Raw genomic sequence first — 12,411 nt, forward strand, 5'->3', positions numbered from 1 at the left:
GCCCAAGGAATTGAAACCCTTGGTTTAAAGGGGGAAAAACAGGGGAATTGACAAATTCGTTCATAGCAGTGGGAGTATTTCCAATTAAAACGCCGTAAATCCTCATTTTGCTTAAGTTAGCGGGAGCTTTTCCCTTTAGTAAATTGTAAATCAATGGACTTCGAGCTCCAGAGGGGAGTTCCCCGGTTCAAAACCAAGTTGATTTCGGCTTCTCGCGAGAATTCTTCAGTGAAATGTGTAAAAGGAGCATTCGTATCTAGACAGTAATAACCCGATAAATGTATTCGTAATACGCAAATCGTCATTAATGGCATAGACCGCAGTGGCCGAGCGAAGGAAAAGCAGGCCCCTTAGACGTGAGCCGGCCATATAGCCTTATAGTTTTAGAGCCATATAGCCATTTGAGTTTGGTCACATGTTAGAGTTTCACCCGTTTGAAGATGGTTATGATTTGGAAATTATTTAAATTTGCAAATATACAAAATGCAGCGATAGGTGTAAAATGACATTATTTGAGGTTGCTGAACGAGCTAACGTGCTGTGTAATGCATGATTTTGTGAATAAAAGCGCAAAGCTGCGGAAGACGCCTCAAGTAATAAGGCATATTTTATGCCAATTCTATAGAGAGCACATAGGGGAGATGGGACAACCATGAAGTTTGGGACAACAAGAAGAATGATGATGCTGTTGGTGCTGGTGCTTGTCGTTAGTATAGCGAGTGTGGCGTGCGGCAGCAAAAATAATGGGAACACTGGCAGCGCAGGCAATAGCTCAGGCAATACGCCGGCGGAGCTACAGGATCTGTCGCTAGGCCTACTGCCCTCGATTGATGCAATTCCGTTCATTATTGCCCATGAACAGGGCTTTGATCAGAAGCACGGGGTGAATCTGAATATCCAGACTTTTAAAAGCGCCAAAGATCGCGATGTAGCGTTTCAAGCAGGCAAGGTTGACGGGATTAGTGCCGATCTGGTTGCCATTTCGATCTATAATGAAGCAGGACTAAACGTTAAAATAACCAGCACGACTTTCGGGGAGTTTGATTTGCTGACCGGCAATAACGAGATTCAGGATGTGAAGGATCTGAAGGGCAAAACCGTGATTCTGTCCAAGAACACCTCCACGGAGTACACGGTTGCCATGATGCTGAAGCAGGCCGGTCTGACGGAGAAGGATATCCATGTCACGGAAGTGCCGCAAATTCCAACCCGGCTTGAGCTGCTGAAAAATAACAAGGCGGACGCCGCGGTTCTGCCGGAGCCGTTCGTCACGATGGGGAAAGCATCCGGCTTGCGCGTGCTTAGCTCCACGAGCCAGGCCCATGTAAACCCATTCGTTCTGGCCTTCCCGCAAAGCGCGATTGATGCCAAGCCGGAAGCAATCCGCGCGATGTACGCAGCCTACGACGATGCGGTGGCGTACATGAAGTCTCATGACCAGAAGGATTATATCGATCTGGTGATTAAGGAGGTCGGATACCCGGAAACCTTGAAGGACCAAATTGAGGTACCGGCTTACATCCCGGCCAACCAGGTCGATGTGAACGAGGTTGAAGCGGCGTTTGCCTGGGCCCGCGAGCAGGGGCTGCTGACCAAAGACATTGCCCCCAAAGATGTGATTTCCGATGTCCAGTTCAAATAATAGCGGCTTGCGCGTAAAGGACCTTGAGGTTGAATACAAGAGCGGGGTACCGGCGCTAGGGAGAGTAGACTTCAGCTTGCCGGAGCATGGGATTTACACCATTCTGGGGCCGTCCGGGAGCGGGAAATCCACCTTGCTGCGCGCCGTGTCCGGCCTCCTGCCGGAATATCGGGGCGAGCTGCTGTTCAATGGACAGTCTCTGCGCGGACAGGACGTTCTGATTGGTCTGGTACCGCAAAATTACGGTCTCCTGCCCTGGAAGACGGTGAAGTCCAACATCAGGGTAGCGATGAAGATCGCTAATCCTAAGGGGCTGAGCAGACAGGCCCAGGAGACGCAGATTGACCATTGGCTGACTGCGATGGGCATTCCGGAGCTCGCGGAGCGCTATCCGCTGTCACTGAGCGGGGGACAGCAGCAGCGGGTTGCCATTGCGCGGGCGTTTGCGATTGTGCCGTCTATTTTATTGCTGGACGAGCCGTTCTCTGCGCTGGACGCTATCACGCGTGAAGCGCTGCAGCAGTTGTTCCTGGAGCATTGGCAGGCGAACCCGGCCACGGCGCTGTTCGTGACGCATGATGTGGATGAAGCCGTTCTGCTGGGGCAGAAGATCATCGTGCTCCCGTCCAGCAAGAGCGAGGCACCGGAGATTATTGACAATGAGGCGGTATTTGGGCTGGAACATGGGGAGAAGCGGGCCAGCGATGCCTTTTTTGCCCAGATCAAGAGAATCCGAAAGGTAATGCAGGAGAAATGGTGAAACCACGGCGGCTCAACTATATTTTAAGATTATTGGCGGTGTTCTTGGGAATAAATGCGGTCTGGTACGTGGCGTATTTGCTGGTGAATCATCCGATGCTGCCGAGTCCGCTGGCGGTTTATCAGGCGATGGGACAACTTGGCGGACGGAATATTGTACTGAATGTAAGCTACAGTCTGATGCGCATTTTTGCCGGAGTCCTGCTCGCGTTGATCGTCGGCCTGCTGATCGGGCTTCTGATGGGGCGTTCGGCGCTCTGGAACAAGCTGCTGGACCCGGTGGTGTATTTGACGTATCCGGTGCCCAAAATCGCCCTGCTCCCGGTGGTGATGTTGTTCTTCGGGCTTGGCGAGACTTCCAAGATTCTCATGATTATGCTGATCCTTATTTTCCAGATTATCATTTCCGTACGGGACGGGGTAAAAGCGATTCCGGCGAGCGCCTATGATGTGCTGACAAGCATTGGCGCAGGGGCCGGTCAGAAATTTTGGCATGTTACCCTGCCCGGCGCATTGTCCGTGATCCTCAGCACCATCCGTATCTCGCTTGGCACGGCCATCTCGGTCCTGTTCTTCACTGAAATTTACGGCACCGAGCATGGCATGGGCTTCTTTATTATGGACGCTTGGCTCAGGCTGGATTATCCGCAAATGTACGCCGGTATCCTGCTGTTCAGCCTGATCGGCTTCGTCCTGTTCCTGCTGGTCGACCTGATGGACTACCGATTCATGAAGTGGCGGGCGTAGGGTGGGGCGCTGAAAACATACTCAAACATCACACGACCCGGCCTCAGATTGTCTTCATGATCTGAGGCCGGGTCGCGTCGTAGATACGAGGATGTTACCCCTGATAATGAAGGGCAAGTATTATTGTCGTTTCTTCCCAACCGCGCCAAGGTAGATGATAAATTCATCATCACCGTCCAATCCTAAAACATCATCAATCAGTTTTTGATCATAGATTCCGATGGCACAGGCGCCTGCATCGATAGATTCGCTTGCTAAATAAAGATTTTGGCAGACATGTCCAACATCGATGAGTATTTTCTTGTGAGCTGAAATATCATATTTCCATTCCGAGCGGTAGGGAGTTGTGCTCCAAGCAAATATGACCGATGCCTTTTTGGCAAAATTAGGGACAAAAGGCTGATCTAACGTAATCGCATCAATTTTTTGATCAATTTCATCCATTTCAAACATAAAGAGAAGCTTATGCTCTACGGGAAGGTATCTGTATATTCCTTGGCGAATTCCGTCCACTCGCATGATGAACAAATAGGTTTCAAAGGTATGGGTCGCGCCGCTGCAGGGGACGGTTCGCAGGGTGAGTCCGTTTTTGGTCGTGCCGGCAATTCCTTGGGTAGCCCATAATAAATAGGATAACTCCTCAAGGCTCAAATTTTCTTCCGAATAAAACCTCGTACTTCTTCTTTCCTTAATGCACTCGTAAATATTTTCTCTGCTTACAACGTCCCCGTTAATTTCCGGAAGATCAATAATCGTCGATGATGATGGTTCATATGGCTTAACGATGGGCGGTTTTTCAATTCCTTTTATCTTATCTGTCTTAATATGTTTGAATTCGTGAAAGTTGGATTTCAAAAAATTTCTTTGTTGTTCATATCTCGCCATAAAGGGGTTCTCCTTTGGATTCCTTAGTCGTTCTTAGTATATCCGGTCGCCAAAGCTTCGCTGTGACCTGAGTCATTATTCGGTCATTAAAAACTCAAATGGTACGCACAGAAAAATACGAATTGGATGGTTACTTGATAGGGGTTTGCCTATATATTTGATGTGGTGCGGCAATCATTTTGCGAACCATAAACCTGAAATCAAGCGGCAATGGAGATGAAAGGGATGCGGTTTATTTATGAGGGTCATGCTATTTTCTACCATCAAGAAGGGCAGGGTCCGGCGCTGTTGTTTCTGCATGGGCTTGGCGGGAATAGCGATAATTGGCTGTATCAGCGAAAATATTTCTCTTCCGGGCATACGGTAATTACTTTGGATTTGCCCGGTCAGGGAAAATCGGAAGGAAGTTCCTTCAGTTTCCGGGATTATTGGAAGGTGGTTGCAGCGCTGTTGGATCATTTGGACATCCCGTCCTGCGCAGTTTGCGGCTTGTCCAAAGGCGCACGGGTAGCCGTAGATTTGGCCTCTCACCGTCCGGCGCTCGTAAATGCGCTCATTATCGTAAATTCGTTTATGCATTTGCGCCCGAACGACAGACAGGAAAGAGTGGATATCTATCGCCTGCTGGATCTGAATGACGGAGGCGAGCAGTGGGCCAATTTGCTGCTGAGCGAAATGGGTGTTTTGGGGGTTCCCGGCATTGTAAGGGGATTCAAAAACTCGCTGAAAACTCTGAACCGAAAGCTGGTGCAGCGTTTGTTCATGGAATTGGCTGATGTGGATCAGCGCGATGGGCTGCGTGATCTGACTTGTCCCGTGTTCATCGTGCGCGGTGCAAAAGATCGGTTTGTGCCGGAATATTATGCACAGGAGATTCAGGATATTGTGCCGGACGCCAGGCTTGAGATCCTGGAGAACTGCGGACATCTGCCGTATTTGGAGGAACCGGAACCATTCAACGCCATGGTTGAACGGTTTTTGACAGACATTAGGGAGGCGGGGGAACTAACATGAACATACTGATTGTGTATGCCCATCCCGAACCTCGTTCTTTTAACGGGGCTTTGCGCGATACGGCTATCGCCGAATTGCGAAGCCTCGGGCATAAGGTGACGGTATCCGATTTATACGCTATGAATTTCAAAGCCGTTGCGGACAGCGATGATTTTGTGAAACGGGGCAATCCGACCTTTTTGAAATATGGGGCGGAACAGCGCCATGCTTACGAGAATGGCATGTTGTCGAAGGATATTGTGGACGAGCAGCAAAAATTGAAGTGGGCGGACGAGATCCTCTTTATTTTTCCGCTGTGGTGGCATTCTGCCCCGGCTATTTTGAAGGGATGGTTCGATCGGGTATTTACGCCGGGATTTGCTTATGGGCGGGAATCCCGACATGAAACTGGACCGTTAAAGGGCAGAAAAGCCATGCTGGCGATCACGACGGGGGCCGATCCGGACGAATATGGCGAGACGGGCGAGCTCGGCATGCTGGAGCATCATTTGGAGGGGATTCAGCAGGGAACGCTTGCTTACGCCGGGATGGAAGTTAGACCTCCTTTTATCGCCTGGCAGCCGGCGCATGTCTCTCAAGCGCAAAGGGAAGATTATTTAACTGAATTCCGGCAAAGATTGAATGAGATTGGCGGACACAACGGGAAGTAATTGCGAGATGTTACCCATGATCCAAACGAGTGCACAAGCCGTAAAGCGCATTTTATTTTATCAGGAGGATGGAACAGAATGGAACAAGCACAGAACGAAATCAAGATCATTGTGAAAGACATCAACAACATGGAATGGGATGAACTGGTAAAAGAGGGCACCGGCATAAACATGCTTGAAAAGAAATTGCTTAACGACCCCGACACCGACATGCTCATTAATTATTGTTACTATCCGGAGGGATTCATCACTCCATGGCATATCCATGAAAATATGTCGCACGGCATGTACGTCCTCGAAGGAACGTTGTACACCAGTCAAGGGTCTTTTGGCCCCGGGAACTTCGTCTGGTTTCCCGAAGGAATCGTTGCGGAACACGGTGCCGCCGCTGAAGGCGGGGCTACGGTATTGTTCATTACCAATAACTCGTTCAATATAACGTATCTGGAACAAGAATAAAGCCGCAGTCTTTCGCTCCTCAGCAGGCAGATGTATAATCATGAAAGATGCTTAGCTGCCAACACGCCCCAACCCAGGATGAATGCTATCTGCGGTTGGGGCGTTTTTTTAACTGCTGGGTGTTATACAATTTTTGGAGGACCTGCCATGAAAGCCGTAATCAATTACTACAGTAACTATGACGAGTCATCAAGGTTAACCACCGATCATTCCCGGAAGCTGGAGTTTATCACAACGGCCCATGTTCTGGATCGATATCTATCAAACGGATCCAGGATTCTTGAGCTGGGAGCGGGCACAGGGATTTATTCGTTCTACTATGCAGATAGGGGAAAAGGCAATGACATCGTTTCAACGGATATTACACCGAAACATGTCGAAATCATTCAGGATCAGATTGACCGGCAGGGCCTTCAAAATGTCCATGCGGCTCTGATGGATGCGAGGGACCTTTCGGATTTGGAGGAAGCAAGCTTTGATGCGGTGTTATGCCTAGGGCCGATGTATCATTTAACGGACATAAGGGATCAGGAGATATGCATAACGGAGTGTCTTCGAGTGCTAAAACCGGGGGGCCTTCTTGCCGTTTCGTACATCAACCGGTTTTTCATGTTTCCTTTTCTGGCCGGCGGCGACCGAAAGTATTTGAATGAGAAATGGAGAAGAACCATTTTAGAGAAGGGATTTATCGATGCCGAGGACGAGGACTGTTTTTGGACGGATGCCTATTTTCATGCCCCCGGCGAGATCGAGGAATTATTAAAAAGCCATGACACCTTGAAGCTCGAGCATGTGGCTACCGATGGAGTCGGCCTCTTTATGAGAAATACGGTTAACGGTCTGAGTGAAGACGAGTTTCAAGAATGGGTGAGCTACCATTTACAGACTTGCGCCGAGCCGTCCACTCTTGGAATTAGCAATCACGGATTATATTTGTGCCGTAAAAGGGGTAGCGAATAAATGGGAGGGCCAGCTCCAGTGAATCTGACCCATACCGGAACTCAAACGATAGAAACTGAAAGATTAATTTTAAGGAAATTCGTTATTGACGATGCTGAGGAAATGTTTGCTAACTGGATAAATGATAAAGAAATCCAGTTTAATTACGGCGAACCGGTTTGGTCAAAGAGGTTTTGGACCGGTGGATTTCATTATATTCCCGGAATGATTTTTACAGATGGGCTATTATTTTGAAAGAAACCAATGAAAACATCGGACAAATTGCTTTTTGCAGTATTGATTCAAAGCATCATTTTGCGGACATTGAATATGGCGTCAGTAGATTTTATCAGGGGAACGGGTTCGCAACTGAAGCTTTAAATGCGGTTATCGAATATACTTTCGAAAACACAGGAATAAACAGATTACAAGCTTTTCATAGAGGCAAGAATACGGCTTCGGGCAAAGTATTGCAGAAATCAAGGATGGCGTATGAGGGAACATTAAGACAATCTTTCTATTATCAAGATGAAGTTGAATACGATGATAGGATATATTATGGAATCGTTAAAACGGATTATTTGAAGAATCTATTCGACAAGCTCAGTGAGAGGAAAGGGGGATTCGAATGAGCCGAAGAACGACGGGCGTCTTGCTGATTGGTATTTCCGCTTTTTTGTACGGCGCAAAATATCTCAGCGCCGCGATTTTTGGATCCGGGTTAACCATGTGGAACAGTGAGTTATTTCACGACATGCTGGATTACGTCGGAAACGGGCCGACGGTATTAAGCGCCCTGGCGTTGATTGCGGGAATAGTCTACTTGATTTGGGCCGAGGTTGAACAAGAGCATGAGCGCATCAAGCGATTTTTGGAGAAAATCCCGAAGGACGCTTCAGCTCAAGACAATGCCGGGGAGCTGCAAGAAGCAGCCGGAAGAGAGCGGGCCGGATTCGATCAGGAGACGGACAATCGATAGTAATAACTACATACAGAACATTTATCCAATGAGGAGATGATTATATGAGTGAAAAGTACATCATTACTTCCGATCTGATTAACTTCAGGCGTACGCAAGTAACCGATCTGGACTACATCCTGCGTACCGAGCAGGATCCGGAGAACACGCCGTTTATTTCGCAGTGGACGTGGGATCAGCATTTGACTGCGCTTAGCCTAAGCGACTGTCTGCATCTCGTTATTGAAGACCGAAGCGGAAATGTGGTGGGGTATGTCATTTTGTTGGGGATAGAAAGTAACAACGATTCTGTGGAGATCATGCGGCTTGCTATTTCGGATAAAGGAAAAGGGTATGGAAAAGCGCTGCTAAAGCTGTTGCAGCAGTACGGGTTCGAGAGACTTCAGGCGCATCGGATGTGGCTGGATGTCCGGGCGCATAATTCCAGGGCGCGCTACCTATACGAGCAAGCGGGATTCAGGTTTGAAGGCGAGCTGAGGGAAAGCGTCAAAACGGCGAACGGCTATGAGTCATTGGTCCTCATGGGGATTTTAAGAGACGAATATGTCAAGTGAAAGAGAAGCCAAATGCTTGACGGTGCTGTCAAATCCGCCGCAGGCCGGGAATTTGCGGAATATAAAAAGAAGGTCGCACTTCATTGTAGTGCGGCTTTTTCTTTTTTGACATAACCGAAGCGAGAAAAAGAAAAACTTCTTTAATTTTTCCATGTTTTCTATAGTTTGTACACTATCTGTCTACCGGGAGTAAAAGTAAAATATTGCCTGAAAGACAGGTTTTGTCTAATTTTTGCCAACTCAATTGAAGAATGGAGGGGAGTTTTGGGAAAAGGGCGTGAAGTTTGGAATTCTGCTGATTTGCATGGTTTCGTGTAAACGCTTTATCCATTTTGTTGACGGAAAGGGTGGATGGAATTGTATTCTTGGAAAAAATGGATCACCGGTGCCGCCATATTCCTGTTTTTCGGCTTGCTTTGGCAGTCAAACGCGCATGCCGAGCAGCCTTATTCCTCTTATTGGTTTCCGAAGGACCTGCTGAGCTGGTCGCCGCAAACGGACAAGGACGCCGACTTCAATAAGTCGGGAATTCCGCTGGGAAGCCGTTATACGGGATATCAGGTGAATCCGAATGTGACGTTAAACCCAAAACTGGCAGCGCTTTCTTCGATGGCCGATCACACAAGCGGAACGCCGTCGCAGGGCTCGAACCAGTTCAATACGTACGCTTTTCAATATTGGCAGTATGTAGACATGCTTGTCGACTGGGCCGGCTCCTCGGGAGAAGGGATTATCGTTCCTCCAAGCGCCGATGCCATCGATGCCGCGCACAAAAACGGCGTACCGATCCTTGGCACGATTTTTTATCCTCCCACGGCTTATGGCGGGAAAATCGATTGGGTCAACGATTCTCTGGTACAAAATCCGGACGGCTCGTTTCCTTTTGCGGATAAGCTGATTGAAGTCGCGCAGTATTACGGCTTTGACGGCTGGTTCATTAATCAGGAAACGGCCGGAGGCAATTCGACCACGGCTGTGAAAATGCAGCAGATGCTGAAGTACCTGGGGGCTCATAAACCTGCAGATATGCAGATTTTCTGGTATGACGCTATGGTGAGCAGCGGCAGCGTTTCCTGGCAGGGCGCGCTGAATGCGAGCAACCGGATGTTTTTTCAGGATGACGGCGCGAAAGTGTCCGACAGCATGTTCCTCGATTTCAGATGGAGCGCAAGCACGTTAAGCTCGTCGAACGCGATGGCCGCAAGCCTTGGGAGAAGTCCATACGATCTCTACGCAGGCATTGATGTGGAGGCGAACGGCTACAATACCTCGGCCAGATGGTCTTCCATTTTCCCGGCCGGAGGCAACCCGGTGATGTCCCTCGGGCTATACCGTCCCGACTGGGCTTACAAGTCTTCGAGCGGGCAGACGGATTTTTACGCCAGAGACAACCGATTCTGGGTCGGGCCTAGCGGCGACCCGAGCCGAACGACTCCTGGAGCCAGCTGGCCAGGTATCGCCAACTTCATACCGGACAAGACGCCGGTGACAAGCTTGCCGTTTGTGACCCATTTTAACGCGGGGCAAGGTCATTTGTTTGCGGTGAACGGCGAAGTGCTTCGCGACCAAGACTGGAACAACCGCAGCTTGATGGATGTCATGCCGACCTGGCGCTGGATTACCGATAGCCCCGGCACTCCCTTGAAGCCGGATATCGATTTCTCCACAGTCTATTACGGCGGCAGCTCGCTTAAGGTTTCCGGCGATCTTGGTCCGTCAAACGCCACAGCGATCAAGCTGTACAAAACCGATCTGCCGGTGGATGCGGACACCACATTGGGGCTTGCCTTCCAATTGTCCGATCCGGGATCAGCCGAGTCGCATATGCAGGTCGGCGTTTCTTTCTCGGACGATCCGAACAAATTCGAGTATTGGGATGCGGGCGCCTCTGCCGGAGCAGGCTGGACAACCCGCCAAATCCCGATGGGTGAGCACGCCGGGAAAAGGATTGCGGCGATAGGGCTGCGTTTTGCCAGCGAAACGCCAATCCCCGGCTACTCGGTGAATATCGGAGAACTGTCCGTTTCGGAATCCGCAGGGCAACCGGAGCTTGGTCCGCAGCTTAGCGACCCCACGATGGAAAACGAGTTTGACGGTGGAGTTGCGGCGGACGCGCGGATCAAGTGGACGAAAACCGATCCGGCTGCTTCCTTGTTTGAGGTTTATCGGGTTAAACCGGATGGAACCCGGGAAATCCTCGGGGCAACGCCAAACAACGCGTATTATGTTCCCGAAATCAAACGGATCGGGAAAGAAACGGAGTCGGTGCTGGAAATCGTCGGGGTTGACCGCGACTTCCATCGCGGAACGCCGGTGACGGTCACACTGCAGTGGCCTGAATATCCGAAACCCGTGGCGAATTTCATCATGAGCCAATCCTACGCCGCTCCGGGGCAGCCGGTAGATTTGTTCGACCAATCGTCGAAAACGGCCGATTCGGTGAGCTGGGATATCCCTGGAGGTCAAGTGGATTACAGCACAGGGCATCCTAGCGTGACCTTCGCTCAAGAAGGAACGTATACGGTCACGTTAATCGCAACCAACAGCTCGGGCGAAGACCGCCATACGGCGGAGATCCATGTGACTTGGGCGATTTCGGGCGGGTTGTCGAACCTGGCGCTGAACAAAACGGCAAACGCCGATTCAACCTGCGCCGCAAGCGAAGCGGCCAAATATGCATTTGACGGCAGCCTTTCGACCAAATGGTGCGGCAATGCCGGTGCGGGACCGCGCTGGGTCGTCAGCGATTTGGGAGGCAGCTACGCGATTACGGATTTTGCCATCTCCCATGCCGAGCTGGGTGGAGAGGCTATCAGCATGAACACGTCCGACTATAAAATTCAGCTTAGCGACGACAAAGCGAATTGGAGAGACGTTGTCACAGTGCAGGGCAACACGAAGGGACTCACCCAAGACGTGATTGATTTGGCCGAAGCGAAATATGTCCGGCTGTGGATTACGAAGCCAACCGCTACCACCGATAACGCGGCGCGAATCTATGAATTCGTGGTTAACGGGTATGGCATCAATCCGGTGTTCCAAAGCCTTAACAGCGCAGCCGATGCGGGCAGCATCGTCAGCCTGCTCGGATCTCCCGCGGCTCCGGGGCTCCATTTGAACCTCGAAACGTACAGCCGCCTGAACGGCGCTGCCCAAAATACCGTTGCCGCTGCGCTCCTTAGCGGAAAACCCCAAGGCGGTTACTTTAGCAGTGCGTCCGTTCAGGAGGTGCTGGATCGGGCGGTTTCCGGGTTCGATTTAACGGCGCCGACGATTACAGCATCTATTCATGACGGAGACGTGTTTACCGATGACCAGTCGGTTACGGTAGATATCTCGGTGACGGACGAGGGGGCGGGGGTCAACGGAAGCGAAACCTCCGTCACGCTCGGCGGTGAAGTTATGCAGCCGGGAATAAGTTTAGAATTGTATAAGCTCACCCCCGGCGAGCATACGATCGTGGTCACGGCCAGCGATTTGGCGGGGAACCGCGCCGATTTAACGATTCATTTTCAAATCGCGGTAAGCCTCGATTCCTTGAACGCCTTGGTGGATAAGTTCGCGAAGGAAGAGGGGATTGACAACGGTGGCATCGCAAACAGCCTGCAAGCAAAGCTGCATACGGATGCTCCCGCACTGGACAGCTTCGTCCATGAGGTGAACGCACAGAGAGGCAAGCATATTACCGATGAAGCCGCCGAGTATTTGCTCCGCGATGCAAGCCTGCTTCTGCAAGAACAATAATTCATGGCATTAAAAAAAGAGTCGGCATCAAGCGCCGAC

13 protein-coding genes are annotated in these 12,411 nt (G+C 50.3%); 12 read left to right on the forward strand and 1 reads right to left on the reverse strand.

Annotated features, from left to right (window positions below; genetic code table 11):
* The first annotated feature begins 652 nt into the window (after positions 1 to 652).
* Genes ACI48K_RS22440 through ACI48K_RS22450 form a run of 3 tightly spaced genes read left to right on the forward strand, consistent with a single transcriptional unit; the run spans position 653 to position 3,148 of the window.
* Complete coding sequence (locus ACI48K_RS22440) at positions 653 to 1,642, forward strand: ABC transporter substrate-binding protein (RefSeq protein ID WP_475029875.1); 990 nt, start codon at positions 653 to 655, stop codon at positions 1,640 to 1,642.
* Positions 1,626 to 2,402, forward strand: coding sequence for an ABC transporter ATP-binding protein (locus tag ACI48K_RS22445; protein WP_475029876.1), 777 nt, complete (start codon positions 1,626 to 1,628; stop codon positions 2,400 to 2,402). The genes ACI48K_RS22440 and ACI48K_RS22445 overlap by 17 nt, the downstream gene beginning before the upstream one ends.
* Positions 2,396 to 3,148 carry an ABC transporter permease gene (locus ACI48K_RS22450; protein ID WP_475029877.1) on the forward strand — a complete coding sequence of 251 codons (753 nt, stop codon included), beginning with the start codon at positions 2,396 to 2,398 and terminating at the stop codon, positions 3,146 to 3,148. The genes ACI48K_RS22445 and ACI48K_RS22450 overlap by 7 nt, the downstream gene beginning before the upstream one ends.
* Before the next feature lie 120 nt (positions 3,149 to 3,268).
* Here the strand turns inward: ACI48K_RS22450 and ACI48K_RS22455 are convergent, their stop codons facing one another.
* Positions 3,269 to 4,033 (reverse strand): SagB/ThcOx family dehydrogenase, encoded by a 765-nt coding sequence (locus ACI48K_RS22455; RefSeq protein ID WP_475029878.1) that lies wholly within the window; start codon positions 4,031 to 4,033, stop codon positions 3,269 to 3,271.
* Between the two features lie 225 nt (positions 4,034 to 4,258).
* Between ACI48K_RS22455 and ACI48K_RS22460 the strand changes: the two genes are divergently transcribed.
* The 9 genes from ACI48K_RS22460 to ACI48K_RS22500 all read left to right on the forward strand — a co-directional run bounded on the left by ACI48K_RS22460 (position 4,259) and on the right by ACI48K_RS22500 (position 12,372).
* The gene (locus ACI48K_RS22460) at positions 4,259 to 5,047 is read left to right on the forward strand and encodes an alpha/beta fold hydrolase (protein ID WP_475029879.1); all 789 of its coding nucleotides are present in this window, start codon (positions 4,259 to 4,261) and stop codon (positions 5,045 to 5,047) included.
* Positions 5,044 to 5,697, forward strand: a complete 654-nt coding sequence (locus tag ACI48K_RS22465) for an NAD(P)H-dependent oxidoreductase (protein ID WP_475029880.1) — start codon at positions 5,044 to 5,046, stop codon at positions 5,695 to 5,697. Before ACI48K_RS22460 ends, ACI48K_RS22465 begins: the two co-directional genes overlap by 4 nt.
* A 78-nt stretch (positions 5,698 to 5,775) precedes the next feature.
* Positions 5,776 to 6,156 carry a cupin domain-containing protein gene (locus ACI48K_RS22470; protein ID WP_475029881.1) on the forward strand — a complete coding sequence of 127 codons (381 nt, stop codon included), beginning with the start codon at positions 5,776 to 5,778 and terminating at the stop codon, positions 6,154 to 6,156.
* A 147-nt stretch (positions 6,157 to 6,303) separates the two neighbouring features.
* Positions 6,304 to 7,116, forward strand: a complete 813-nt coding sequence (locus tag ACI48K_RS22475; RefSeq protein ID WP_475029882.1) for a class I SAM-dependent methyltransferase — start codon at positions 6,304 to 6,306, stop codon at positions 7,114 to 7,116.
* An 18-nt stretch (positions 7,117 to 7,134) separates the two neighbouring features.
* On the forward strand, positions 7,135 to 7,350 hold the full coding sequence (locus tag ACI48K_RS22480; protein WP_475029883.1) for a hypothetical protein: 216 nt from the start codon (positions 7,135 to 7,137) through the stop codon (positions 7,348 to 7,350).
* A complete protein-coding gene (locus ACI48K_RS22485; RefSeq protein WP_475029884.1) occupies positions 7,347 to 7,727 on the forward strand; it encodes a GNAT family N-acetyltransferase in 381 nt (126 codons plus the stop codon). Before ACI48K_RS22480 ends, ACI48K_RS22485 begins: the two co-directional genes overlap by 4 nt.
* Positions 7,724 to 8,074 (forward strand): hypothetical protein, encoded by a 351-nt coding sequence (locus ACI48K_RS22490; protein WP_475029885.1) that lies wholly within the window; start codon positions 7,724 to 7,726, stop codon positions 8,072 to 8,074. Before ACI48K_RS22485 ends, ACI48K_RS22490 begins: the two co-directional genes overlap by 4 nt.
* Before the next feature lie 44 nt (positions 8,075 to 8,118).
* Positions 8,119 to 8,628: a GNAT family N-acetyltransferase gene (locus tag ACI48K_RS22495; RefSeq protein ID WP_475029886.1), complete on the forward strand. Its 510-nt coding sequence runs from the start codon at positions 8,119 to 8,121 to the stop codon at positions 8,626 to 8,628.
* 357 nt (positions 8,629 to 8,985) lie between these two features.
* Positions 8,986 to 12,372 carry an endo-beta-N-acetylglucosaminidase gene (locus tag ACI48K_RS22500; protein WP_475029887.1) on the forward strand — a complete coding sequence of 1,129 codons (3,387 nt, stop codon included), beginning with the start codon at positions 8,986 to 8,988 and terminating at the stop codon, positions 12,370 to 12,372.
* Positions 12,373 to 12,411 lie beyond the last annotated feature (39 nt).

This window comes from Paenibacillus terrisolis (assembly GCF_056171975.1).

Excerpts from the sequence above, each read along its gene's own strand:
- ACI48K_RS22440 (WP_475029875.1), top strand. The coding sequence starts at position 653 with ATGAAGTTTGGGACAACAAGAAGAATGATGATGCTGTTGGTGCTGGTG.
- ACI48K_RS22445 (WP_475029876.1), top strand. The coding sequence starts at position 1,626 with ATGTCCAGTTCAAATAATAGCGGCTTGCGCGTAAAGGACCTTGAGGTT.
- ACI48K_RS22450 (WP_475029877.1), top strand. The coding sequence starts at position 2,396 with ATGGTGAAACCACGGCGGCTCAACTATATTTTAAGATTATTGGCGGTG.
- ACI48K_RS22455 (WP_475029878.1), bottom strand. The coding sequence starts at position 4,033 with ATGGCGAGATATGAACAACAAAGAAATTTTTTGAAATCCAACTTTCAC.
- ACI48K_RS22460 (WP_475029879.1), top strand. The coding sequence starts at position 4,259 with ATGCGGTTTATTTATGAGGGTCATGCTATTTTCTACCATCAAGAAGGG.
- ACI48K_RS22465 (WP_475029880.1), top strand. The coding sequence starts at position 5,044 with ATGAACATACTGATTGTGTATGCCCATCCCGAACCTCGTTCTTTTAAC.
- ACI48K_RS22470 (WP_475029881.1), top strand. The coding sequence starts at position 5,776 with ATGGAACAAGCACAGAACGAAATCAAGATCATTGTGAAAGACATCAAC.
- ACI48K_RS22475 (WP_475029882.1), top strand. The coding sequence starts at position 6,304 with ATGAAAGCCGTAATCAATTACTACAGTAACTATGACGAGTCATCAAGG.
- ACI48K_RS22490 (WP_475029885.1), top strand. The coding sequence starts at position 7,724 with ATGAGCCGAAGAACGACGGGCGTCTTGCTGATTGGTATTTCCGCTTTT.
- ACI48K_RS22495 (WP_475029886.1), top strand. The coding sequence starts at position 8,119 with ATGAGTGAAAAGTACATCATTACTTCCGATCTGATTAACTTCAGGCGT.